The sequence below is a fragment of the Vibrio mytili genome, assembly GCF_049563345.1.
Classification (GTDB): domain Bacteria; phylum Pseudomonadota; class Gammaproteobacteria; order Enterobacterales; family Vibrionaceae; genus Vibrio; species Vibrio mytili.
This window is the reverse complement of the sequence record NZ_CP110481.1, coordinates 1,662,236-1,687,112: the sequence shown is the minus strand read 5'-3', so window position 1 is coordinate 1,687,112 and position 24,877 is coordinate 1,662,236. Positions and strand designations below refer to the sequence as shown.

Sequence of the window (24,877 nt, the reverse complement as noted above, 5' to 3'; positions counted from 1 at the left end):
ATTACTGTTGTTCTGAGTTATTGCTGTTGCTCTAAGTTATTTGTTCTGGTCAGAAAACTCAGTCGATCAATCCATATTCCTTGCTCAGGATATCAATGATTTCAGCTTTAGGGTTATCGCTCAGATTCAGAGTCTTACCTGTAATTTTTTCTGCGATGCCAATGTAGGTTTTCGATATGTCCATCAAAGATTCAACAGGCAGCGCGTTCTCGCGTGCTAACGCTTCTCTCTCTGGCATGCGTTCTTTATTTAATAAAATATCTGGATCAGGGAAGTGGTTTAGCAGAAACTGACGGAAGCCTTCTTTCGAATTTTCTACAATTTTGCCAGCTTGGTATTCTTTTGCATCCCAAATTCGTGAAGAGTCTGGTGTGCCTACTTCATCCATGTAAATGAGCTTTTCTTTGCCGGCAGCATCCTGCACGTAGCCAAACTCGAACTTAGTATCGACGAAGATTTGATCGATAGCGGCTAGCGCATCACTAATGACATTAAAGCCTTCTTTTAACAATTTTTCGTACAGAGCAATATCGTCGGCGCTAGAGAAGTTAAAAGCGTCAAAGTTGTCGACTATGTTTTGGCGAGTGATGTTTACATCATCGGCTTCCGGTACACCAGGAATACCTTGCAAAATACCCTTAGTTGATGGCGTCATTAATAACTCTGGAAGCGCTTTATCTTTTTCTAATCCTTCAGGAAGTTGGATACCACAGAACTCACGTTCGCCGTTTGCGTAGGCACGCCACATAGAGCCAGTAATGTATTTGCGGCAAATCGCTTCAATTTTTACAGGTTTAGCTTTTTGTACAATCCAAACAAACGGGTGAGGGATGTCCAAAATATGGCTGTCCGCGAGTCCGTTGTCTTTGAAGAGTTTAAACCAATGATTAGAGATAGCGTTGAGTGCTGCCCCTTTACCTGGAACACCTTGGAGGCCACCCTCTGCATGCCATATGCAATCAAAAGCAGAAATGCGGTCACTAATCACCATAATTGCCAATGGGGCGTCTGGTGCCACATCGTATCCTTTTTCTTTAATCAGGCGCGCGCTGTCTTGTTCTGTTAACCAGTAAACGGAGCGAACTTTTCCACTGTGAACGGGTTTATGGGTGCGAATTGGCAGGTCGTCATTGACGGCAAGTACTTGATTGGCAAGGCTCATTGCGACATTCCTATCATCTTAATCAAACGTCATAAAGAGAAGATATTCAGCGAGCAGTCATGGCTGAATAAATCGAATGTGGGCATCATACCAGAACTATTTGAACTCTCCAGAGAAAAAGCAAACGTTTGCCTTAATTGTTTGTACTCGACTTGAGTGGACACTTGAGTTTCGACAGATTAATTGAGTGTAGATAAAAAATGCCTCCTTTAATCGGAGGCGAGTGCAGGATGGTTAACGTCGATCTTAATTAGTGGTACTGGTTTACTCTGCCTTCGACGAAAAAGACTTCACACTGATAGCGATGTGCAATATCGCGCAGCATCGATTGATTCATAGTGGCGATGTTATTGGATGCAACTACCGCACTGGCATTTCCTGATTGAATGGCCTTAATGACAATTTCTACCTCGGAAAGCTGCTGAGAGGGTTTCATCTGAATAATGTTTTTACAGCAAATGTTGGAAGCAGTGAGTTGGTCAAAATCCGGACGCGGGCACTCAGCAGTATACAAAATCCATTGTGGCTGTTGGGATAATACCGCTAACTTCATTAGAAGCTGCTCAGAAACATCCATTGGCTGAGTTGTTTGAGCCAACACATTGTAGCGTGAGTATGTATGGGTTTGATTATGTAACTGCATCTTACTGTTCCTTTATACATGCTGTATGTGTATACAGTAGTTTGTTTTGGCCACCTGATCAACCAATTTTTATACAATTTCTCCTCATATATTGATTTAATTTTTCTCGCTATTATTTTTATATTATTGATTTTTCTCGCTATTATTTTAAATGTGACAAGTTTGATAATGATTGGAAAATGTGACGAAAATAGAATTATTGATGGGATATCTACTCATAAGAACCACTGTATATACAGTGGTCTAACCGAAAACAGCGTGTGTTAGCTGAGCTCTGAATTAGCAAGGTACAGCGTCTTGGCTTTTTCTTATCTCGATGACGGGTTAGGTGAGTAGGAGAGGGCGTTATGACGGAATCGTCAACCTTGAGGCTGTCGATGAGAGTAGAAGTCAACGGGGCGTGTTCATGAAGAGCAACGGGGTAATAGACCTATTCGAGAAGTCAGCACCCCACGATCTAAAAGCGCCTTATAAAAGGCGCATTTAAAATCAGTCCATTGATGTTACAACGAGTTAGCTTGCTTTTTGCGCCATGCGTTCACGCATTTGAATCTCGCCTTGATTAAATAAGCGAACGTCAATTTTAGCCATGTCATAACAAGCTTTGCACGAGCTATTGTGTTTACCGTCTAAGTAGTCAAGACGAGTTACGAGGCTTGTTTTTTTGCACCAATCACAGTTGCCGATTTTAGTGAACATTGATTTTCTCCCCACCTAGTTAAATTTGAGTCGTTAGGTGTATTCAACAGATAGCATTATTGCTGAAAAAGAATGGGAAGTTAAATGTCTGTTAACTTATTTGAGAGAGAGATCGTTTGCGAATCTCAATATTGCGGGGTTCATAAGCCATCGGCTGAATTATGTATGTCGAAAATTACTTTTGTGTAACATTTTGTAAAATGGTTTTTAATGCTTGATTGAGACGCGTCATTTCCGCATCGCTGCCCTTGGCATCAGGATGGTAAAGTTTTGATAGTTGGCGATAGCGAAGTTTTATCGCCTGAGTGTTGGGAATGGTTTGAGGTGTGTAACCGAACATGGCACAGGCGATAGCAAGAGAGTGGTTATCAGATTGTTTTTTAGTTTGTTTAAACTCTTTGAATATTGTTTCTAACTGACGTTTAAGCTTTTTATTCGCGTATGTCAGCTCTTTCACTCTGATCGCAAGTTCTGCCGCTTGGTTGGTCTCTTTTGTGAGCTTAATATGATGCGTATATTTGTAAAAACCCAATCCGCTGCCGCCGATCAGCAGAGCGGCGGCTCCAGCCGCTAGCCATAAGCCAAGTTGATCTGTACTCAGACTAACCAGAGAGGTTGATTGGGGAGCCTTTGCCGATTGGGTGGCTTCATCAAGTGCTTTTATTTCAGAGACTTGTCGTTCTCTTAGTTGGTTAAAGCGTTGTTCTAGGTAATGAGCGTACTCTTGTTCCGCTTGTGGATTGTTTAACGCTGCAAGTTGGTACCAAGCTTCGATCAAGTGAGAAGAATCTAGATTGTTTTGTTTGTGAGCAAGAAAATGTGCGAATAAGTAACCATGATCATCAGGATCGTTTAAGGCGATTGACGCTAGCCAGTAGATCGCTTGTGTATTATCAATAGGACCGTGTTCACCCGAAGCAAAATCTTGTGCTAGTAGTTTTTGAGCGGGTAGGTAACCTTGCTGTGCTGACTGATTCAGCAAGTAGCGGATGTCGGCTGGTGAATCAGCATTAGGAGCGTGCGCGAGTTGTTGCGCACGTTCGAATTGCTTCTGAGCGGTTGTCGGCATTTGGGATGCAAAACTACTACCACCAAAATAAAAAACGACAGTAAGTAAAAGGGCAATAGCTCTTAACAGCATAGGCATGTAGGCCTAGTATAACTAGGCCCGCTCCGTTAACTCTGAATATTACCTGCTATGGTGCAACCAATTTACTTCAGTGGCAAGATTTGGATTTCTACACGGCGGTTGCAAGCACGACCTTCCGCTGTCTTGTTAGAGCAAATTGGGTTACGTTGGCCATAACCACGTGCAATAGCACGGCCTGCTGCGACATTTTGACCGACTAGGAATTGACGAACTGATTCAGCTCGACGTTCAGAAAGGGATTGGTTGTAAGACTCACGACCTGTGCTGTCAGTGTAGCCGTCAATCACTAGGCTAGTATCTGGATATTCAACCAAGATACGAGCGACACCGCGAAGCGTATTATGAATGCTTGAGGTTAATTGGTAAGAGTTCGTGTCAAAGCCAATACCGTTTTCCATACGAAGTAGTAGTTGGTTTTCGCCAACACGTTGTACTTGAACACCAGAATTTTTCAATTCACGGCGCAGCGCAGCTTCTTGTTGATCAAAATAGTAACCAACGCCAGCTCCTGTAGCACCGCCGGCAGCGGCACCAATCAATGCCCGTTGGCGACGCTCTTTAGCGTTATCACCAGTAGCTAAGCCGATAGCAGCACCAGCCACAGCACCGGTAATGGCACCGAGTGTTGTAGAGTTGGTTTCGTACTCACCCGTTGTTGCGTTTTGACGTTGAGTGGCTTGACAGCCAGTAAGTGCTAGCACAAGAGCCAGCGCAATAGACACCTTGTTCAAGGGCAAATCTCCATATAAAAATAAGGCAAATGCGATTATTGAAGTCGATTATTAACGAGTTGTTTTTGATTTATGTTAAGCCAAAGTAAGAAGCGACAAGAAAAGTACGAGATTCTCTTAACGCTTCCGGTTACGGGGCTGGCTCAAGTTAAAGGGTAGCCTATTTGGAGGGGGTATCGAGCATTTTTCGTGCTTGCGCGCCGTCAACGCCGCGGTTGACGGAAACCTTTCTTCCTTTTTTAAGGCCAACTTCATAATCTGCAGTCAGGTTCTTCATGGCTTCTTTAAGTTGTTTCTTAAAGGTTTCGCGATCGATATTTTGAAATTCTTTATCAATGTAGTCGTTGATTTTGTTTGCTGACTCATCATCTGGCGTGATCACTGGCAGTTTTTCAATGGCACCCTCGACCCAACCAGAAACAAACGAGTTAACGCGTCGAGTTACTTCCGGTGAAGAGGTACCGCTGCCTGCAAAACTGTTACGGAATTGTCCAGTGCTCTCGTTCATTTCACGGTAGATAATATCAAATGCAAATGCAGCAAAGATGGCGCGATCGGCTTCACCGATAAACTCAACACGTTTAAGCCCTTTGTGATTGAGCAATACCGCCTCAACGCCAAACTTGGTATTGATTCCGCGTATTACGCGTAAAAGGGTCGAGCTAATATTCGCTGGCAACAAGTGAGAAGATTGTGTCTTCCCCATCTTAATAAACTCAATATCGTCTTTATCTAGACCATATTTGAGCATCAGGCGATGAGCCATCTTGATGGCGTTTGCTGCCTCATTGACGTTGGCGGAATTGCCCAGTTCTAAGCACTTGGCGATTTTTTTCAGAGCTTTTTGTTTATCCATCGACAACCAGTAACGAAAACAGAAAATTTAAGAAGTCAGACATATTACCTTTTTTGACACAAAAACGAAATACAGGAGTGGTTCGATCAGCACCCACAACATCCTTAAGGAAGCCGCGCTGTGGGTGATTAGATGAGAATGATAGTTGGCTATAGCCCCAGTTGGTTTAGCAAGTCATCGGCATCGTCTTCTTTGCTCGATGGGACAGACGCTTTTTCTGCCATGTTTTTACGAGCCGCTTCTAAAATGTCATCAGGGCTCTCGTCTTCGGCAATCTCAAATTCTTCCAATTGAATAAACTCCGTTTTATCCATGGCAAGCTCGAGATAAAAGATGTTGTTGTTTTCAGTAGAAAAGGTCACACGACGCGCCTGAGGACGATCAAGGTTAGTATCAACTTGCAATATCACCTGTTTGTTTAGTGCCAGCATTTTTGGTTGGTTTTGAGTAATATTGGTTTGCAGTTCTTTGCGGATTTTGTTGGTGAAATCACCCACTAACTGATTCATGAGCTCTCCAAGTACATCGCCAACTTCATCAGAGGTGTGTGAAATCGCCAGTTCATCTTCTGGCATGCCCATGTTACGCATGTAGTTGGTGTAAATTTCCAACGCGGCTTTTGCCGTAAAGTTGATTACCACTAAACCTGTAAACCCACCATCAAATAGAACAAAACAACCAAAGTCAGGCTTGAGACTCGTTTTATTGATTTTTTGCACCATCGCGGAATAGTTTACCTGAGAGGAGGTGGCTGAAGTTAAAACGCCAGACACCGACTGGCAAAGTTTTAGAAGAATATCTTCCGTTGTCACTATTTTATTTTTTTTCATTCTGAAAGCTCATATAGACATACTGTGTTCACCCAATGTACGGCATCACACCTAAAAAAATAAAGCTTAAGTTTAATTATTGTTGTGAGATTCTGATTTGATCGCTTTTTTAAATGTTGTAAAGTTACATGAATCAAAGAATATCCCGCCATTCTTGCTCCTTTGCTCCTTTGCTCGTCATTCAGCGTTAGCAAAAGCCAGGGTGTAGAATGCGCAAAATAATTAAATAACCCGTAGCTGATGGGATCAGCGCCGTAGGGGCAGGAAGCAAATGTTACCAAGATTACACTCGCAAACTGATGTTGACCCGCTCGTTCTCAAGTTTTTAAAAGAACTTGAACAAGCAGGATTTACCGGCGATATCGAGAGCCAATATTCAAGTCGACTCGCAGTCGCTACCGATAACAGTGTCTACCAACAACTTCCTCAAGCAGTTGTTCACCCTAAAACGACACAAGACGTTGCGCTGATAGGTAAACTCAGCAACCAAGAAAAATACGAACGAGTCACTTTTTCACCGCGCGGTGGTGGTACTGGAACCAATGGACAGTCACTGACCAAAGGGGTGGTGGTTGATCTATCTCGTCATATGAACAAAGTGTTGGAGATTAACGAAGAAGAAGGCTGGGTACGCGTTCAAACTGGTGTCATTAAAGATCAATTGAATGATGCAGTTCGACCTTATGGCTATTTCTTCTCTCCGGACTTATCAACCAGTAACCGAGCCACGATCGGTGGTATGGTCAATACGGATGCCTCAGGTCAGGGCTCGCTGAAATACGGAAAAACGTCAGATCATGTTCTGTCATTGCAAGCTGTATTCGCTGATGGCTCAATTTTAGAGTCAGACCTGTCTCATGGTTTCCCTAGCGAAGGCGAGTTTGCGGCAACCGCTTTAAATGTGACTGAATCAGTATGCCGAGAAAAGCGCCAACAAATTAATGACAAGTTCCCACCGTTAAACCGCTTTCTAACCGGTTATGATCTTAAAAATGCGCTGAATGAAGACGATGACCATTTTGATATTACTCGCGTATTGTGTGGCGCAGAAGGCTCATTAGCATTCATTACGGAAGCCAAACTGAACCTCACTCGGATTCCGAAAGTACGTACTTTGGTGAACGTGAAGTACAACAGTTTTGACGCGGCATTGCGAAATGCGCCACTGATGGTACAAGCGAACGCAATGTCAGTGGAAACCGTGGATTCCCGAGTGCTTAACCTAGCAAAACAAGATATTGTTTGGCATACGGTGAGCGATTTAATCACGGATGTACCGAATAAAGAAATGCTGGGCATCAACATCGTTGAGTACGCGGGTGAGAACGAAGAAGAAATCGACTCACAAGTCGCGGCCCTTACCGCTAAGCTAGACACCATGCTTGAAAGTGAAGAGGCCGGTATTATCGGGTACCAAGTCTGTAATGACTTGTCGAGCATTGATCGAATCTACAACATGCGTAAAAAAGCGGTGGGCTTACTTGGTGCGGCAAAAGGTCGGGCTAAACCCGTCCCATTTGCAGAAGATACCTGTGTACCACCAGAAAACTTAGCGGATTTTATTGCTGAATTCCGTCAGCTTCTCGATAGTAAATCACTGAATTACGGTATGTTTGGTCACGTTGATGCGGGAGTATTGCATGTGCGTCCAGCGTTAGATTTGTGTGACCCCCAACAAGAAGCCTTAATGCATGAAATCTCTGACGAAGTCGTTAAGCTGGTGGCGAAGTATGGCGGTTTAATGTGGGGTGAGCATGGTAAAGGTTATCGCTCCGAATATGGCCCGGAATTCTTCGGCGAAGAGTTGTTCACCGAATTGCGTCGTGTGAAAGCCGCATTCGACCCTCACAACAAGATGAACCCGGGTAAAATTTGTACGCCGTTAAATAGCGATGCTGAGTTGGTTAAGGTTACGGATACTAAACGTGGCTATTTCGATCGTCAGATTGACGTACAAGTCCGCGATAGCTTCAAGCAAGCGATGGAATGTAACGGCAACGGATTGTGTTTTAACTACGATACCAGTTCACCAATGTGCCCATCGATGAAGGTTACTGCTGATCGTCGTCATTCTCCGAAAGGGCGCGCTGGTCTAGTTCGCGAATGGTTACGTCAGTTGACCGAACAAGGCATCGATATTCTTGACTTAGAAAAGCAGACGCTGGAAAACAAATCTTCGATTAAATCCATGATCGATCGCGTTCGCCATACGGTAAATCGACGTCACGAGTATGATTTTTCTCATGAAGTCTATGAAGCTATGAATGGCTGTCTGGCATGTAAAGCGTGTGCAAGCCAGTGTCCAATCAAAGTGGACGTACCGAGTTTCCGCTCGCGTTTTCTCAATATTTACCATTCACGTTATCAGCGTCCGGCGAAGGATTACTTGGTGGCGAACATTGAAACCATGTTACCGCTGATGGCGAAAGCGCCGAGTGTGGTCAATGGTGTCTTAAAGCAATCTTGGGTGAAGAGCTTAACCGCTTCGACGGTCGGTTATGTGGATGCGCCGTTGTTGTCCGTGCCGACATTGAAAAAGCGTATTGAGTCTTTAGCCACGCCTTACGACTTGCAACGCTTAAATGGCCTGTCTGAGCAAGAACGAAACAAGCATGTTTTGATCGTTCAAGACCCGTTTACGAGTTATTACGATGCGGATGTTGTGGAAGATTTTGTTAAGCTGTTAAAGAAACTGGGTATGAACCCGGTGATGCTGCCGTTTAAACCGAATGGCAAAGCTCAGCATATCAAAGGGTTTTTAGCACAGTTCAAAGATACGGCCATGGATACCTCTAAGTTTTTGTCTATGGTGGCGGAACTCAATATTCCGATGGTCGGTGTCGATCCTGCTCTAGTACTATGCTATCGCGATGAGTACGAAGAAATTTTGGGCAGTAAACGTGGTGACTTTGATGTTTTAACCGCGCACGAGTGGTTGTACCCGCGACTCGCTGAGTTTACCAAAGCGGATTCAACTCAGAGTGAACCCTGGTACTTGTTCGCGCATTGTACTGAGAAGACCAAACTTCCCAATGCGGAAAAAGAGTGGGGGGCGATTTTTGCCCACTTTGGCGCAAGGCTTACTACGGTGCCTGTTGGTTGTTGTGGGATGGCTGGTACCTTTGGGCATGAGGTCGACAAGTTACAGATGTCTAAAGACATTTATAACCTAAGCTGGAAGCCAAATTTAGATAAATTGGATAACGAGCGGTGTTTGATCACGGGGTATTCTTGTCGAAGTCAAGTGAAACGCTTTGAAGGAACCAAACCAAAACACCCGGTGCAAGCGCTATTAACTTTGCTATAACTCGCTTCTTAATACACTGATATAGCAATCTAGCCATAAAGCCCAGTCACGCTGGGCTTTTTAGTGGCTCATCGCTTACAACTTTATAAATGTATAACTTCGGACTGCAAAGGATTTGAAACGTGAGAAAGCTTGAACTCAAAATACCACCTGTTGCGGTGTTTTTACTGGTCACCCTAATCATGTACTGTGTGAAAGAAGTCACGCCTGGTTTTATGATTCATGTGCCTTTCGACGACTTCGTGGTTTCGGCGCTTGTTATTTTATCTGGATTTATTGGCATTGCTGGCGTGTACGAGTTTCGCAAAGTAAAGACGACAGTTAACCCAGTCAAGCCAGAAGCGGCCTCTTCTGTCGTTAATACTAGCGTTTTTGCCTATACACGCAATCCAATGTATTTAGCGTTGTTACTATTGATCATCGCATTGGGGCTCTGGTGGGAGCACTTAAGTGTTATTCCTTGCGGCATTTTATTTGTGTCTTATATGAATCGATATCAAATCAAACCGGAAGAACGAGCGTTAGAGCGATTGTTTGGCGACGAGTATCTGAAATATAAAAATCGTGTGCACCGTTGGATATAGGGGATTGTACAGGTAGGTGCACTCGTGCAAAGACGTTTAGATGGTCTTTAAGCGATGACGTTTATTCTGGCACGATGAGCGAGAAGCGTTTGGTAGAGAGGGGTTTTACGAGTAGGAATCACTTTACAGAAAAGATTAACTGCGACGACTTGTTAAATCGTCGCCGCAAGAATAATCTCAAATTACGTTATAATTTGGGCAGTCCTTGATTAGGCCGCCTCAGTGAACTTTGCTAAAAATGCGTCTTTACGTGCATGGAAGCGTTCAACCAAATCATCTACCGCATCTTGGTCGTAAGGCTTCAAGCCACTCGCAACCATACGCTTGATACCAGTGCCTACCACAATGCCATCTTCTTTGAATGCAAAGTTCAGGGTAACCACACCGCGCTTACCTTCAACGTCGAAAGTTGCGCCTGTAAATTCTACTTCTGGGTGGGTGAGATCAAGGCGAGAAAACTCAACTTCCATACTTTCATAAATCACTAATGGACGCTGGCAGTTGATCATCATTTGTTGTTCTTCCATGAGAGGAACCATGATGTGTGGGAAGTTTTTCCCAGAAAACTGAACGTAGTTTGTGACAACGTGTTCAATAAACGCTGCATCGTGATTGGTTTCGCCTTCACGAGACATATGCAAATATTCTTTGCCCGCCTCATCAATCACGGCGCTTTCTTTCTCACACTTATTTTCGATATGCAGACCAACACCATCGCTTACCATACCTGAGAACTTAAAACGCATTTTTTTGCTGATGCCTTCTTTGCTTAATAAAACTGCAAAGAGTAGGTCGCCAGGAACACAGAAGCGCTTGTTATCTTCATCATGAATAGGGTTGAAATCACCCGCTACACGCTTAGCAAAGTGGCTAGCTTGTTCGCGAGTGAATTGAAATTGGTGATTAGTGTTTGAAAAATAAGGTGTTAGAAACATAATTTATACGTAGTAACCATAACTGTCAGGGATTATATGCGAAACGGGGTTTGCCAATGGTCCATCCAGTGACAATTTATCGATTATAACCGTTGTTTCGTTTACTTTCATTGCCTTTAAGTATAGACCAAAGCTCCACATTGATGTGGAGCTTAACGTGAGTATAAATGAGACTGAGGTGTATTTTTCTAGTGAGATCCTACGCTTTGTGTTGCTTGTCTGCTAGTGCGGTGGTGATGTCCCAACACAACCGAGCCGCTAATCGCGCGGTTTGGCTATCGATATCGTAATTCGGGTTATACTCTGCGATGTCGGCTAGCATCAGCTTATTTTTGTAGTGAAGAACTCTCTCTAAGAACGGCGAGATGATGTCATAACTCACCCCACGAGCTGCGGGGGCGCTTACCCCTGGAGCTGTTGCCGCAGGGAATACGTCTAAATCAATAGTGAGATAGAGATAGTCACAATCGTCGATAAAACGTTGTAGCTGCATCAGATGATCGTTGTGGTTTAAATAGCTGAGTTGATGATCTTCAACGTACCAGACGTTAAGTTCATCTGCCTTTTGGAATAATGCTTGTGTATTGCTACTGCGGCTAACGCCTAAGCATGCGTAATGGAAAGACCAGTCATTGTTCTGACAAAAGTGCTGAATTTGATTAAAAGGCGTACCCGAGCTCGGCTTCACATCTGCCAGTGGACTTTCAAAAGCACGTAAATCAAAATGTGCATCAAAATTGATGATACCGATTTTGGGCTTTTTCTCTGGATGATGAGATTTAAAATACTCGGCTAACCCTGAGAATGACGCCCAAGCAATTTCGTGTCCACCGCCCAGCACGACAACAGGAGTGTGGGGAAGGGCTTCTGAAATGACCTTCGCGCAACGTGCTTGGCTTTCTTCCAGTAAGTCATCCTCACAAACAATGGTGCCCAAATCATAGAGCGGTGCGTCATGATGCCATGCAAGGTTTGCTAAAGCACGGCGGATAAGATCGGGGGATTTTTTCGCTCCCGTTCTACCTTTATTCCTTGCCACTCCTGCATCAGTAGCAAAGCCCACCACTGAAACCCCTTGTGTTACTTTATCCAGCTCGCTGGTGGACAGGTGCTGGATGACATGATGAACGCGTTGACCAAGTTTTCCGTCTTCAGGGTCTTGACGGCCTTGCCAATGAAATAGCGGATTGTGTAGATCAGACTGTGACATGTTAACGGTCTCCATGCGCAATATACTCACCATTGACTATACGTCCTATCAGACGTTTTGCCCCGACTTGATAGCTTAAATCTGAAGGGTGTTCGATATCCCAAATAGAAAAGTCTGCGTCGTAGCCCACATCAATAACCCCACGGGTTGTCCCATAGCCAAGAGCTTTCGCTGCATGCTGAGTCACGCCGCGTAGAGATTCTTGGGGAGTCAGACGGAACAAAGTACATGCCATGTTCATCATTAACGTCAAATCTGAAAATGGCGATGTGCCTGGGTTAACATCCGTTGCGATCGCCATCGGGATGTTGTGTGCTCTTAATAAATCAATGGGTGGTAATTGCGTTTCTCTCAAGAAATAAAATGCGCCAGGAAGCAGCGTCGCAACGGTATTTGATTGAGCCAACGCAACAACACCGTCCTCATCGAGAAACTCAATATGATCAGCGGAAAGACCATTATAGCGTGCTGTAAGAGCGGTGCCTCCAAGGTTAGAAAGCTGTTCTGTATGACCTTTAACTTTTAAACCATGTTGTTTTGCCGCGGTGAAGACTTTTTCGGTTTGTTCAAGGTTAAAGCCGATGGATTCACAAAACACATCAACGCTGGTGGCGAGGTTTTCTTTTGCAACTAACGGAATCATGTCCTGACATACATGTGTGATGTAGTCGTCTGCACGACCAGTAAATTCAGGTGGCACGGCATGAGCGGCGAGCAGCGTGGTTGTTATCTTCACATTTCGCTCACATTCCAAGGCTTTTGCCGCACGAAGCATTTTCAATTCGTCCTCGAGTGTTAATCCATAACCCGATTTCACTTCAATAGACGTTACACCGCTGTTTAATAACCCATCTAAGCGAGGAAGCGCGAGCTCAACTAACTGTTCTTCTGACGCTGCTCTTGTCGCATTGACGGTAGATAAAATGCCACCACCTTGCTGGGCAATCTCTTGGTACGGTACACCATTCAGGCGCTTCTCAAACTCATTCGAGCGATTGCCTGCATAAACAAGATGAGTATGACAATCGATGAGGCCTGGCATCATTAGCATACCTTGTAGATCGAGTGTCTGAGCGTAATGTTGAGGAGACAAGAGTGATTCGGTATCTGGCTCGTCCTCACCACTGCCTCGTGTACTGATGGCAACGATTTTTCCCGATTGAATACCTACACGAGCAGGGGGGGTGGGTTGATAGCCAGTTTCTCCTGGTGTCATGGTAACCAGACGTGCATTTTCAATCAGCAAATCCATTTTTGTATCCTGTTCGTTTATGTTAGAAATGTATATACAATTAAATAAGGTAAAACCAAACCTTTAACAATAATCGTGGTAAGAAAGTGTGATCACAGCGTACAAGTCAGTGTTTGTTAAAGAAGCACTTTTGAGCTGAGTTTATATTTGTTGCCCGGGTGATAGAGAAGTGCGGTACTGACCAATTTATCTTGGCTCCAGGTCCTTCGGTTTAATAGTAGACATGGTTCATTCGCTTGCATGTTTAAATCATGCTTAATACGGCTTTCTGGAACAATCGCCTCAACCGTGTGTTCAATTGCACTGAGCGGGCAATTATCTGAGAGATATTGATTAGGCGTTATTTGCGTAAAGTCTTGTTTTAGGTAGCTTGGTGCGTACTGGCTGTTTACCCAACGCAGTTCCAGTTGAATGGGTGTGCCGTTCTCGTAATGAACGATTTCGCTATAGAATACTTGTGTGCCAAGCATGACACCAAGTTTGGTTGCAATATTATCGTCTGCCTTTATGGCGATTTGCTGGAGTACTTTGCTTTGATATTGGCATCCTCGGTCACGAACTTCCTGAGCAATATTACGAATGTCTAGTAAAGGCGACTCTGACTTTTCGCTAGGCTCGCAAACAAACGTGCCGAGTCTTGGACGGCGTTGCAGCTTGCCTTCGTTAACTAGATCTCGAATCGCTTTGTTAACGGTCATTCGGCTGACAGAAAACATCTCGGTTAACTCGAGTTCTGTGGCGATACGCTGTCCCACTTCCCATTCTCGTGACTCGATTTTTTCGAGTATAAATTGCTTTATTTGTTGGTAAAGTGGTGTGGACATGCGGATTCCTTTTATTTGACTATACAAATACTGCTTGCTTTACCTGTAGATTGCAACTCTTTCGTTCACTATTCCGGGTATACTTCAATGAGCATGACTCACGTATCAAGAGACGAGCAGTGCTAAAGTGAAGCTCGAAATGCCCCGTATTCTTGAGCTGTATTGCTTGAAGCAAACATGACAATTGTGTAAACAAGAAACACAAATCAAAATCATAAAGTCACATAAGGTAAGACATGTTCAAAAAATTAAAAGCATCGCTCGGTATTGGGGCTGCAAAAGTGGATACCATTTTACAAGAAATGAGTGTCTACCAAGGCGCAACGTTGCAAGGGTATGTCCAGATTACAGGCGGTGACGTTGAGCAAAAAATAGATGCGATCACCATTAAGCTGAATACCGAAATGAAAGTAGAAGTGGACGATAGTGTGAGTTATCAAACATTTACTATTGACCAGCTTAAAGCGGTAGAGCCTTTTGTGATTCAACCCAATGAAGAGAAACAAGTGCCATTTCAGTTGAAGTTGCACGACGAAACGCCGATAACGCTGGTCAATGCATTAAAAAATCAATGCCACGTTTGGTTAGAAACCACGTTAGATATCGATTTTGCCATGGATCCACGTGATCGTGATTATATCGAAGTCAAACCTTTACCTGTGGCCTCACGTGTTATTCAGGCCATAGAACAAGCGGGCTATACGATGGTAAAAGCGGATGTGGAAAAAGGCTTTTTGCGTGGGGGAGCGTTCACTTCACGTTCTGGGGTTTATCAGGAACTCGAGTTTCGCAACAATGGCTTCGTTACCACGAAAGAAATTGAGCTTTCCTTTATTTTACAAGGGCAGGTGATCCATTGCTTAGCCGAGGTTGACCGAGCATTAAGTCTAGCTGGCGATCAGTACCGTTCTTTTACTCTCCCCATCAATGCGTCAGATGCACAAGTATCGTCTGCTATCTCGCCTATCTTAAGTTTATAAGTAAGCGAATGCACTGGTAAGCTGAGGAGCAGAGAAGTACCGATATCCACGCTATGAGGCGATATCGGTACTGATTTGTGCGCTGACCGTACAGGACTGAAGGACAGCGTATTCGCTTTTCAATTGGTTAACTTTGAGCGATTTTAACTCGGATTTTGCTCTTAGCGACAGTTGAAAGGTTTAGGTTTTTCACGGCTGCTTTAGCCTCACTTTCGTCAGGCATTTCGACAAACGCGAAACCTTTTGATAAACCTGTTTCTTGGTCTAATACCAAGTTGCACTCTGTTACGGTGCCGTGTGCGGAAAAAAGAACACGAATTTCATGTTCTGTTGTTGAACGCTCAAGATTGCGAACTAAAAGTTTCATAATGGTTGCCTAATATAAAATGCAGCCTAAGTGTCGCAGGTAAGTCAAAAAAAACCAAGAAAATATGAAGGTAATCATAACCACCAACGCTTGCTTATCGAAGGTTGTTTCGTTTTTATTCAAGGGACGGCATTAAATACATAACCAGTTGTCATCCCCACGTTTACTGGCAACATCAGAATAAAGTAGAGACTTAATACCGTGTCCATGATTTCATATCGCATATATATGGAATGTGCGCTAGTTAATAATTTTCGTCTTACCCCTCTTCGAGATCGTGATAGTTATAACAAAATCGCTCGCTACTGGTAACGTTCCCGAAATATATTCGATAATATCGCGTCATTGACAGAAATGACAAAGATGCTTTGGTAAATAGCTTCTATATTCTGGCTTTACAAAGAAATTTAACGTCAACATATGCTTGCATTTTTTATTGGGAACGTTTGCATGAATCCTACATAAATTAACGTGAGACTATGGAAATGAAACGACACACTTTAGCAATGGCAATCGCGCTTGGACTTATTACCGCACCTACCTTCGCAGCAACTGATGTGGATGCACTAGAGCAGCGAATTAATGAATTGGAGCAGCGGTTAGAGCAAACAGAGAAAGTTTCAACAGAAGCAAACGATAAAGCGTCAAGTTTTGAGTTCCACGGCTATGCGCGTTCAGGATTACTCGTTAATGATGATCTGAATGGTGCAACAGGGAGTGGGCCATATATGACAGCTGCAGGCGCAATTGGTGCGCCAGTTGGACGCCTTGGCTTAGAAGATGACCATTATGTCGAGGCAAACTTAATCCATAAGCGTTTTGCAGATGATGGTTCGAGTGCACTATTTCGTATTATGCTTGCCGATAGTACTGAAACGAACAATGAATGGACGTCGAGTGAAAGCCAACTTAACGTTCGTCAGGTCTATGCTGAGTTAAATCAACTGACCATGTTTGCTGACTCAGAGACCTTTTCTGATGCAACGTTTTGGGCGGGCAAACGTTTTGACAGAGATAATTTTGACATCCACTTCTTTGATTCAGATATTGTGTTTTTATCTGGTACAGGCGCGGGCGTTTATGATGTTCAGTTGAGTGACGCATGGAAAGCAAACTTTTCTATTTATGGCCGTGATTTCGGTGAAATTGATAGTTCTTCAACAGACGTTGAAAACTATATCGCGACGATGAATAACCGCTTTGGCAACTGGCAACTGATGCTCAGTGGTATGACGTCGAAGGATAATGACGATCGTGAGAAAGGCGCTGCAGAGAACGGTTTCCATGCCATGCTGGCTTACCATAGCGACAGCTTCTTTGGTCTCAGTGAAGGCTTCTCGAAAACGGGTGTCTTGATGGGGAATGGGCTAGGTGCAGAACTAAAAGGCATTGGTTCAAACGGTGACTTGCTTGATGATGCGAAAGCGGTACGCCTGTTTAGCTATGGCGTGACGAGAATTGGAGATAATTGGCGCGTTGCGCCTGCATTACTGGCTGAGCATAGTCAGGATCGTTTTGACGACAATGATGAGTTTACGTGGGCCTCAGTTAACGTACGATTGGCTCAAGAATTTACCCAAAACTTTGAGATGGTTTACGAAGGTTCATACCAATACATGGATTTGGACAATGCGATGGACAAGGCGAGTGGTAGCTTCTACAAAGTGACATTGGCCCCGACACTGAAGATGTCAACAAGTGCTGGGTTCTTTGACCGACCAGAGCTTCGCTTTGCTACCAGCTACGTTGATTGGAGTGAAGACTTAAATGGTTACGCTATCAGTCAAGATGCTGGTGCTGCAACGATGGGCGAGGGTGGTGAAGTCATCTTTGCGCTTCAAATGGAGACTTGGTTCTAACGCCATCGTAACCAATTACAAGCTCACAATGCCAACCCTCTCCGGTTGGCATTTTTGTGGTCATTAACTAGAGATGAATCAACAGGATTGGCGATCAATGGTTTTAAAGGTTAAAACGACTTTACTCATTTCAAATCCCCGGTTTTCTATTCTATCTAACAATAACTTAGCGCCATTTACTCCGGCTTTGTCAAAGGCATAATTAAAGGTCGAAAGTGTGGGCGTACAGACAGATGCAAGTTCATCATCTCCCACACCAAGTACCGCAATATCTTTACCTGGTGTGAATCCAAGCTCTTGAATCGCTTGCATTGCACCGACGGCAATACGGTCAGTCGCGCAAAACAACCCATCGAGTTGTGGAAACTTTGCCAGTTTTTGTTTCGCGAGTTTATAGCCAGATTCGATACTAAAATCACCACGAGCATGAAATAGGAGCTCAAACCCGTGTTGATGTAAAGATTGAATGAAACCCTCAGATCGCTGCTTATCTACCGCAATATCGTCACCTTGTACGCCAATAAACCCCATCGATTGACAGCCTTTGGCGACCAATCGATTGCCAGCTTCAAACCCGACTCTGGAGTCGTCGTGAATAATGCTTGGGATGTTAAACATGGACCCGTCCTGACCAACAATGACAACGGGAACTGCAGAGTTTTGAATCGCTTTAACCAGCGCACTATCTAAGTTTGTTGCGTAGAGAATGATACCCTCAACGCGCTTTTGGTTAAAAATTTGAATATATTCAAGCTCTTTATCATGAGCTTGATGGGTGCTAGCCAACAGAACGTGTTTCCCTGCTTGTTCAAGCACAGCGGTTAAACCGTCCACACCTTGCGCTGTAGCATGAGACGAGACCCGAGGAACAATGACACCTACGAGGTTAGTTGTGCGCGATTTAAGATCTTTAGCAACTTGATTGGGAACGTAGCCGCACTCCGCCACGGCTTGGCGTACTTTCAGCTTGGTGGCTTCTTTCACACCATACTCATCGTTTATAACCCGTGAAACTGTTGATTTCGAAACGCCAGCTAGACGGGCGACATCATGCAGACTCGCCATTATTTATATCCATTGTTTATTTTTAGTTTTGGGATTGTTTGCAAAGAATCAATCAAACTCTTTTCTATTAGGTGGCAATTTTAACTGCCTTGTTTCTAATTAGGGAGAAAATTTAAAGATCGCCCTCACATTCTCATGCCTTTATCTTTGATCAATTGACGTTAATGCGCAAAAATCCTTATTGCAAACGTTCCCAAAAATGGCAAGCTCAAAATATAATCCAATGGGGTATGAAATGAATTATCCGGCAGTAGCAAAAGAGCTGTTAACTCTATTAGGCGGTAAAAGCAACATTACTGCACTGGCGCATTGTGCGACGCGTTTACGCCTTGCCGTAGCTGATGAGCAAAAAATAGATGAACAAGCTATCGATAACCTTGAAGGGGTAAAAGGCCAATTTAAGGTGGCAGGTCAGTACCAAATTATCTTTGGATCTGGCATCGTTAACCAAGTTTACGCAGAACTGGCAAAGTTAACCGGCATGAGTGAAATGTCCACGAAAGACGTTGCTTCTGCTGGGGCAGATAACCAAAACATTATTCAACGTGCCGTCAAAGGATTGTCCGACATTTTTGTCCCAATCATTCCAGCGATTGTCGCGGGTGGTTTGTTGATGGGTATTTACAACTTGCTGACGGCGCAAGGGTTATTTATCGACGGCGAATCGTTGATTGGCGCGAACCCAGGTTTGGCTGATTTGGCGAATATGATTAATACGTTCGCTAATGCTCCTTTTGTATACTTACCCATTTTATTAGCGTTTTCAGCCAGTAAAAAGTTTGGCGGCAACCCTTTTCTAGGCGCTGCTTTAGGCATGTTGATGGTCCATCCTGAATTATTGAATGGATGGGGCTTTGGCGGGGCATCTGTTTCCGGTGATATCCCAGTTTGGAACATACTCGGGTTCGAAATTCAAAAAGTGGGCTACCAAGGCTCAGTGCTTCCCGTTTTGGTTTCGGCGTTTATTCTGGCGAAAGTTGAACTCGGCTTGCGTAAAGTTGTGCCATCGGTGCTAGATAACTTGCTGACTCCGCTGCTCTCAATTTTTATTGCCGGTTTATTAACGTTTACGCTTGTTGGGCCGTTTACACGTGATATTGGTTTCCTTCTTGGCGATGGCTTGAACTGGCTCTACAACTCAGCGGGTTTTGTTGGTGGCGCGGTATTTGGCCTTCTCTATGCGCCATTTGTTATTACTGGGATGCATCACAGCTTTATTGCTATCGAGACTCAACTTCTTGCGGATATCGCGACAACTGGCGGAACCTTCATCTTCCCGATTGCGGCGATGTCGAACATTTCCCAAGGTGCAGCGGCGTTGGCTGTTGGTGTGATGAGCCGAGATAAGAAGATGAAAGGTATCGCGATACCATCAGGCGTAACTGGTCTATTGGGTATTACAGAGCCCGCTATGTTCGGTGTGAACCTGAAACTTCGTTACCCATTCATTGCGGCGGTATGCGCGGCAGCTGTATCCAGTGCTTTCATTACTATGTTCAATGTCAAAGCTCAGGCTCTAGGTGCAGCAGGTCTGCCTGGTATTATCTCCATCACTCCAGAAAAAATTGGCTACTACATTGCGGGTATGGCGATTGCGTTTATTACTGCGTTTGTGCTGACGGTACTTTTGGGACTTCGTGACCGAGCGAAACTAAACAAGAAGGCGACAGCTTAACTATAACTCCTGAGGGTGGAATCCCCCCATTCCACTGCTTTTCCGAAATGCTCGGGGAGCTAGCCAAGCAGAGTCGGCTTGGCTAGCCTTTTTTATATTTTATCTCGGTAGTACTAAGAGTGAATAACGACGAGAGTGAGTGGTGTTAGCATGAACTCACACTGGCTATCGAGAATTTGAACGTTAGGGTAAGAAAGATGAATCAAGTTTGGGTAACTGGAGACGCAGTTGTTGATCTCATTCCAGAATCTGACACGACGCTGCTCAAGTGTCCGGGCGGTGCTCCAGCCAACGTCGCTGTTGCGGTTGCTCGGTTAGCGGGTAAAAGCGGCTTTTTTGGCCGTGTGGGGCGTGATCCTTTTGGTGATTTTATGGAATCAACATTATGTCAAGAAGGCGTCAATACTCAGTTTTTAGTTAAAGATCCTGACCAGCGCACTTCAACTGTGGTTGTTGATCTGGACGATGACGGCGAACGAAGTTTCACCTTTATGGTGAAGCCTAGTGCAGACCAATTTATGTCTATAGAAGATATTCCTGCTTTCAAGCAAGGTGATTGGTTGCATGTCTGTTCGATCTCGCTAGCAAATGAGCCGAGTAGAAGCAGTACTTTTGAAGCCATGACACGAGTAAAAGCCGCTGGTGGTTTCGTTAGTTTTGATCCAAATTTACGTGAAGAGGTGTGGCAAAACCGCTCAGAAATCATTGGTGTCGTGATGCAAGCGGTCGAGATGGCTGATGTTGTTAAATTTTCCGAAGAAGAGCTCCTTTTCCTAACTGGCTCTGATTCGATGGAGCACGGCCTCAAACACATATCGGACTTAGGAATACCTCTCGTTTTAATCACTCAAGGTGCTAAAGGGGTGTTGCGAGTGTTTGAAAAGCACAGTGAGTTAGTCACTGGGCGAGTAGTCACTCCCACTGATACGACAGGCGCAGGAGATGCGTTTGTTGGTGGTTTACTCGCGAGTTTAGCTCAGCATGAAAATTGGAAAGACCTTCATGTTATCAACACTGCCATTCTTTGGGCGAACGGTTGTGGGGCATTAGCGACCACACAAAAAGGCGCGATGACTGCGCTCCCGACCCAGTCTGAATTGCTGCAGTTTATTCATCAATGATCGCCAGATCCAATTTGAGTGAGAAAAATATATGAGCTTAAACAGCGGTTGGACGATAGAACAAAGGTACCGTCGGTTAGAGCAGATAGCTCAACACGACATTGAGGCGATGGCAAATAAGTGCCGTCAGGACGCGGGTTATCCCAATTACCATATCGCCCCTAAATTCGGCCTACTTAATGACCCTAACGGGCTATGTTATTTCAATGGTGAACATCATATTTTCTACCAATGGACACCGGTTGGTCCCGTGCATGGGATGAAGTATTGGTATCATGTTTCGACCAAAGACTTTGTCCATTTCACTGATCACGGTGTAGGTCTGAGTCCGGATCAAGATTATGATTCGCATGGCGTTTATTCCGGTGGTGCACTAGTAGAAAACGACAAAGCGATATTGTTTTTCACTGGCAACAAGCGTGATGAAAATTGGAATCGAGTCCCCACACAGTGCTTTGCTACGATGTCTTCCAATGGCGACATTGAAAAACATGGAATTGTGATTGAGAATCAATATTACACCGAGCACTTTCGCGATCCAAAAGTCTGGAAACAGGGCGATGATTACTTCATGGTGGTTGGGGCACAAACCAGAGATGAGAAAGGCTCAATGGTGTTGTATCAGAGTAAGAGCTTAGACTCTTGGCAACATAGAGGCCCAATCAAAACGCGTTTTTCCGACCTGGGATATATGTGGGAATGCCCGGATTTTTTCGAAATCGATGGTAAGTCGGTGATGCTGTTTTCACCCCAGGGCGTATCAAGCTCCAATCCTTATGACTTTAAAAACATCTACTCTGTTGCGTATATCGTTGGAGATAGACTCAACATTGATACGTTAGAGCTAGAGAACCACCAAGATATCGCACAGCCGGATTACGGCTTCGATTTCTACGCGCCACAAACCTATTTGGATGAACAGGGAAGACGTATTCTTATCGCGTGGATTGGACTACCGGAAATCGACACGCCTTCTGTGGAATATCAATGGGCGGGTATGTTGTCTTTACCTCGTGAGTTGACTTTTAAAGATGGCTATTTGACGCAAAGCCCTTTGTCTGAACTCAAGAACTTAAGAGAGCAAGGTGTCACTTTCGTTGGCACTCACCATTTGGATACATGCAGCTTTCTGATCAAGCTTGAGTTAGAAAATGAAGCGTTTGAGTTAGAATTGAGTAACGAACACGGCGACAACGTCACGTTCAGTGCGGATGAGCACGACTTTAGCTTCGACCGCAGCAACATGTCACATCTGTATGCGCAAGAATTCGGATGTATACGAAAAGCGCCAAGACTCGACGCTAAGCAAACGATAGAGATTTATGTCGATAATTCAGTCATCGAGATTTTCATTAATGGTGGTAAACACACAATGACCAGTCGATTCTTTATTGATGGGCTTGAAACGGTCTCTTTAACGGGGCTTAAGCAAGCGACATTGTTTCCATTGAAGGGTATTAATGGATTGATTGACTAGACCTAATCACAACAGATATCTTACGAACTTGTTGAATACCAACGCCAGTCCAAAAGGAACTTCTGGCGTTGGTATTGTTTTTTTTTCGGTATGGGTGTTCTGGGAGGAACTGAATGATTAGGGAAATCACTCAATCTGATTTCGTGTCTTTTTGGCCAACATTTTCTGCGATTATCCAGGCACAAGAAACGTATGCATTCGATGCTGACATGACGTTAGACCAAGCATTTAGACTCTGGTGTGAAATGCCATTAAAAACGTATGTCTACGCAGAAAATGACCAAGTTTTAGGCTCTTACTATATTAAGCCAAACGCCATGGGGCCAAGCCGTCATGTTTGTAATTGTGGTTACATGGTGTCGAATGCCGCGAGGGGTAAAGGCATTGCTCGCCTAATGTGTGAGCACTCTCAACAAGTTGCGGTTGATCTTGGCTTTAAGGCGATGCAGTTCAATAGCGTTGTGTCGACCAATGAGGTCGCGGTTAACTTGTGGCAAAAGTTGGGCTTTAAGATTGTCGGTACACTTCCAAACGCCTACCAACATGGTCAGTTAGGGCTGGTAGATTGTTATGTGATGTACAAATGGCTGCGAGACTGATTTCGCTCCTAAAAAAACACCTGCAGAGATTAGAACTAGGGATCCAAAGCAGGTGTTTTTAGTTAGTTCACTTTACTTAGCGGTTATTTCACTAAGTAGTGTTTCACGAACTCTGTAATTTTTACCATGTCTGCGATGGCGATAAATTCTTCTGTTGTGTGAACTTTCGCCATACCAGTTGATAAGTTAACTGTCGTTAGGCCTTTCTTGTTGAAGTTGTTGGCATCGCTGCCACCACCAGTCCCTTTGGTGCGGGCTTCAATGCCCATGTCTGCAAAGGCAGCTTTGATAGCGGTAACATGAGCGTTGTCTTCTTCAATCACGAACGCATCGTAAGCACGAGTCGATTCGATTTCGACTTCTGCACCGTGTTTTTTCGCTACGTTTTCGAATGTCGAAATCATGTGCTCAACTTGTGCGTCGAGTTTTTCGCCGTTGAGTGAGCGTGCTTCTGCGATCACTTTTAGTTCTGGCATCACGATGTTGGTTGCTTGACCGCCGTTCACCATACCAATGTTCGCAGTGGTTTCTTCATCAATGCGAAGTAGTTTCATTTGGCTGATTGCGTCTGCAGCTACGATAATCGCACTAATACCTTCTTCTGGCGCAAGACCAGCGTGAGCAGGGCGGCCTTTAATGGTGGCGGTGATCTTCTGTTGACCTGGAGCAGCAGTTACGATGGTGCCAATCGGGCCGCCAGTATCCAGCACAATTGCTTCTTTTGAAGTCACATGCGTCATATCGTAGTTTTTTGAACCAAAGAGACCGCCTTCTTCATAAACGGTAAATGCGATCTCTAGTGTTTTGTGCTCAAGGTTTTCGGCTTGAATGCAACGAACGGCTTCCATAATCGCTGCAATACCAGATTTATCATCACCACCAAGAATGGTGTTGCCTTTCGAACGGATGATGCCGTCTTCGATAATCGGCTCGATACCGATGCCCGGTTTAACCGTATCCATGTGGCAGCTCATTAAGATAGAGCCTTCTTTCTTACCTTCGAGACGTGCGTAGATATTAAAACCGTTCGTCAGGTGTTCCGGAAGAGCAAGTTTGTGAACGGTAAATCCGAGTTCACCTAATTGTTCAGCCAAGGTTTCTGCGATTTCGCGTTCGTTTTTAGATTCGCTGTCGATGCGGACCAGTTGGCAAAAGTGTTCAACTAGACGTTCTTGATTAATTTGTGTCATTTTGATGTCTCTTTTTTCTTGGTTCGAGTGCGCCTCGAAGGGTGGAAGAGGGCTCGAACGGGAACAGTATGTCTCTTATTACACAATTCAACCTGAGTGAAACTGCGTTGAATCAAAGAATAGTCCCACCTGACACGATTCTGACGGTTTTTAATTGCAAGTGGCGTGATTTATTAGCAATGAGACGGTGCGTAAAAGTGGATCTATAAATAATGACGACGTAGAGTTTCGAAGTATTGACTTAGTGCGTATATGAACTACATACGGCATGTTTGGTAACATTTTGTTTACATGTGGCCAGCGGGTTTACTTATACATATATTTTATTTTATTTTTATCAAAATCAATGACTTGTATTGGT

General features: G+C 44.3%; 22 protein-coding genes. 8 read left to right on the top strand and 14 right to left on the bottom strand.

The window, feature by feature from the left end; all coding sequences use genetic code 11:
* Window positions 1-58 precede the first annotated feature (58 nt).
* The 7 genes from ONE56_RS07805 to ONE56_RS07775 form a co-directional block, all read right to left on the bottom strand.
* Entirely contained in the window at window positions 59-1,162 is a 1,104-nt protein-coding gene (locus ONE56_RS07805; protein WP_041155504.1) for a phosphoribosylaminoimidazolesuccinocarboxamide synthase, read from the bottom strand.
* Between the two features lie 250 nt (window positions 1,163-1,412).
* Window positions 1,413-1,805, bottom strand: coding sequence for a SulA-like leucine-rich domain-containing protein (locus ONE56_RS07800; RefSeq protein WP_041155505.1), 393 nt, complete (start codon window positions 1,803-1,805; stop codon window positions 1,413-1,415).
* Window positions 1,806-2,318: 513 nt separating this feature from the next.
* A complete protein-coding gene (locus tag ONE56_RS07795) occupies window positions 2,319-2,504 on the bottom strand; it encodes a hypothetical protein (protein ID WP_041155506.1) in 186 nt (61 codons plus the stop codon).
* A 175-nt stretch (window positions 2,505-2,679) separates the two neighbouring features.
* Window positions 2,680-3,645: a J domain-containing protein gene (locus ONE56_RS07790; protein ID WP_423839619.1), complete on the bottom strand. Its 966-nt coding sequence runs from the start codon at window positions 3,643-3,645 to the stop codon at window positions 2,680-2,682.
* A 71-nt stretch (window positions 3,646-3,716) separates the two neighbouring features.
* The gene (locus tag ONE56_RS07785) at window positions 3,717-4,385 is read right to left on the bottom strand and encodes an OmpA family protein (RefSeq protein WP_041155507.1); all 669 of its coding nucleotides are present in this window, start codon (window positions 4,383-4,385) and stop codon (window positions 3,717-3,719) included.
* A 160-nt stretch (window positions 4,386-4,545) separates the two neighbouring features.
* Window positions 4,546-5,241, bottom strand: coding sequence for a DUF2786 domain-containing protein (locus tag ONE56_RS07780; protein ID WP_331437541.1), 696 nt, complete (start codon window positions 5,239-5,241; stop codon window positions 4,546-4,548).
* A 149-nt stretch (window positions 5,242-5,390) separates the two neighbouring features.
* The gene (locus ONE56_RS07775) at window positions 5,391-6,071 is read right to left on the bottom strand and encodes a DUF3334 family protein (protein WP_423839618.1); all 681 of its coding nucleotides are present in this window, start codon (window positions 6,069-6,071) and stop codon (window positions 5,391-5,393) included.
* 271 nt (window positions 6,072-6,342) lie between these two features.
* Here ONE56_RS07775 and ydiJ point away from each other — a divergent pair, with 271 nt between their 5' ends.
* Window positions 6,343-9,378: a D-2-hydroxyglutarate dehydrogenase YdiJ gene (gene ydiJ / locus ONE56_RS07770; RefSeq protein ID WP_423839617.1), complete on the top strand. Its 3,036-nt coding sequence runs from the start codon at window positions 6,343-6,345 to the stop codon at window positions 9,376-9,378.
* Window positions 9,379-9,500: 122 nt separating this feature from the next.
* Window positions 9,501-9,962: a methyltransferase family protein gene (locus tag ONE56_RS07765; RefSeq protein ID WP_041155510.1), complete on the top strand. Its 462-nt coding sequence runs from the start codon at window positions 9,501-9,503 to the stop codon at window positions 9,960-9,962.
* Between the two features lie 209 nt (window positions 9,963-10,171).
* Here the strand turns inward: ONE56_RS07765 and ONE56_RS07760 are convergent, their stop codons facing one another.
* The 4 genes from ONE56_RS07760 to hutC all read right to left on the bottom strand — a co-directional run bounded on the left by ONE56_RS07760 (window position 10,172) and on the right by hutC (window position 14,183).
* Entirely contained in the window at window positions 10,172-10,897 is a 726-nt protein-coding gene (locus ONE56_RS07760) for a DUF3581 domain-containing protein (protein WP_041155511.1), read from the bottom strand.
* Between the two features lie 199 nt (window positions 10,898-11,096).
* The gene (hutG, locus tag ONE56_RS07755) at window positions 11,097-12,107 is read right to left on the bottom strand and encodes a formimidoylglutamase (RefSeq protein WP_331437538.1); all 1,011 of its coding nucleotides are present in this window, start codon (window positions 12,105-12,107) and stop codon (window positions 11,097-11,099) included.
* A gap of 1 nt (window position 12,108) precedes the next feature.
* Window positions 12,109-13,359: an imidazolonepropionase gene (gene hutI / locus ONE56_RS07750; RefSeq protein WP_423839616.1), complete on the bottom strand. Its 1,251-nt coding sequence runs from the start codon at window positions 13,357-13,359 to the stop codon at window positions 12,109-12,111.
* Between the two features lie 116 nt (window positions 13,360-13,475).
* A complete protein-coding gene (gene hutC, locus ONE56_RS07745) occupies window positions 13,476-14,183 on the bottom strand; it encodes a histidine utilization repressor (RefSeq protein WP_423839615.1) in 708 nt (235 codons plus the stop codon).
* A 236-nt stretch (window positions 14,184-14,419) separates the two neighbouring features.
* Between hutC and ONE56_RS07740 the strand changes: the two genes are divergently transcribed.
* On the top strand, window positions 14,420-15,163 hold the full coding sequence (locus tag ONE56_RS07740) for a sporulation protein (protein ID WP_331437535.1): 744 nt from the start codon (window positions 14,420-14,422) through the stop codon (window positions 15,161-15,163).
* 127 nt (window positions 15,164-15,290) lie between these two features.
* Here the strand turns inward: ONE56_RS07740 and ONE56_RS07735 are convergent, their stop codons facing one another.
* On the bottom strand, window positions 15,291-15,530 hold the full coding sequence (locus tag ONE56_RS07735; RefSeq protein WP_041155516.1) for an RNA recognition motif domain-containing protein: 240 nt from the start codon (window positions 15,528-15,530) through the stop codon (window positions 15,291-15,293).
* Window positions 15,531-16,015: 485 nt separating this feature from the next.
* Between ONE56_RS07735 and ONE56_RS07730 the strand changes: the two genes are divergently transcribed.
* Window positions 16,016-17,389, top strand: a complete 1,374-nt coding sequence (locus ONE56_RS07730; protein WP_084735762.1) for a carbohydrate porin — start codon at window positions 16,016-16,018, stop codon at window positions 17,387-17,389.
* A 78-nt stretch (window positions 17,390-17,467) separates the two neighbouring features.
* On the opposite strand, the gene ONE56_RS07725 is transcribed toward ONE56_RS07730, so the two are convergent.
* A complete protein-coding gene (locus ONE56_RS07725) occupies window positions 17,468-18,454 on the bottom strand; it encodes a LacI family DNA-binding transcriptional regulator (RefSeq protein ID WP_423839614.1) in 987 nt (328 codons plus the stop codon).
* 235 nt (window positions 18,455-18,689) lie between these two features.
* On the opposite strand from ONE56_RS07725, the gene ONE56_RS07720 reads away from it, so the two are divergent.
* The 4 genes from ONE56_RS07720 (at window position 18,690) to ONE56_RS07705 (ending at window position 23,326) form a co-directional block, all read left to right on the top strand.
* Window positions 18,690-20,129: a sucrose-specific PTS transporter subunit IIBC gene (locus ONE56_RS07720; protein ID WP_331437533.1), complete on the top strand. Its 1,440-nt coding sequence runs from the start codon at window positions 18,690-18,692 to the stop codon at window positions 20,127-20,129.
* Window positions 20,130-20,326: 197 nt separating this feature from the next.
* Entirely contained in the window at window positions 20,327-21,250 is a 924-nt protein-coding gene (locus ONE56_RS07715; protein ID WP_041155518.1) for an aminoimidazole riboside kinase, read from the top strand.
* A 31-nt stretch (window positions 21,251-21,281) separates the two neighbouring features.
* Window positions 21,282-22,727, top strand: a complete 1,446-nt coding sequence (locus ONE56_RS07710; protein WP_423839613.1) for a sucrose-6-phosphate hydrolase — start codon at window positions 21,282-21,284, stop codon at window positions 22,725-22,727.
* Between the two features lie 113 nt (window positions 22,728-22,840).
* A complete protein-coding gene (locus ONE56_RS07705; protein ID WP_331437531.1) occupies window positions 22,841-23,326 on the top strand; it encodes a GNAT family N-acetyltransferase in 486 nt (161 codons plus the stop codon).
* A gap of 83 nt (window positions 23,327-23,409) precedes the next feature.
* On the opposite strand, the gene ONE56_RS07700 is transcribed toward ONE56_RS07705, so the two are convergent.
* On the bottom strand, window positions 23,410-24,516 hold the full coding sequence (locus tag ONE56_RS07700) for a M20/M25/M40 family metallo-hydrolase (RefSeq protein WP_041155520.1): 1,107 nt from the start codon (window positions 24,514-24,516) through the stop codon (window positions 23,410-23,412).
* Window positions 24,517-24,877: the final 361 nt, after the last annotated feature.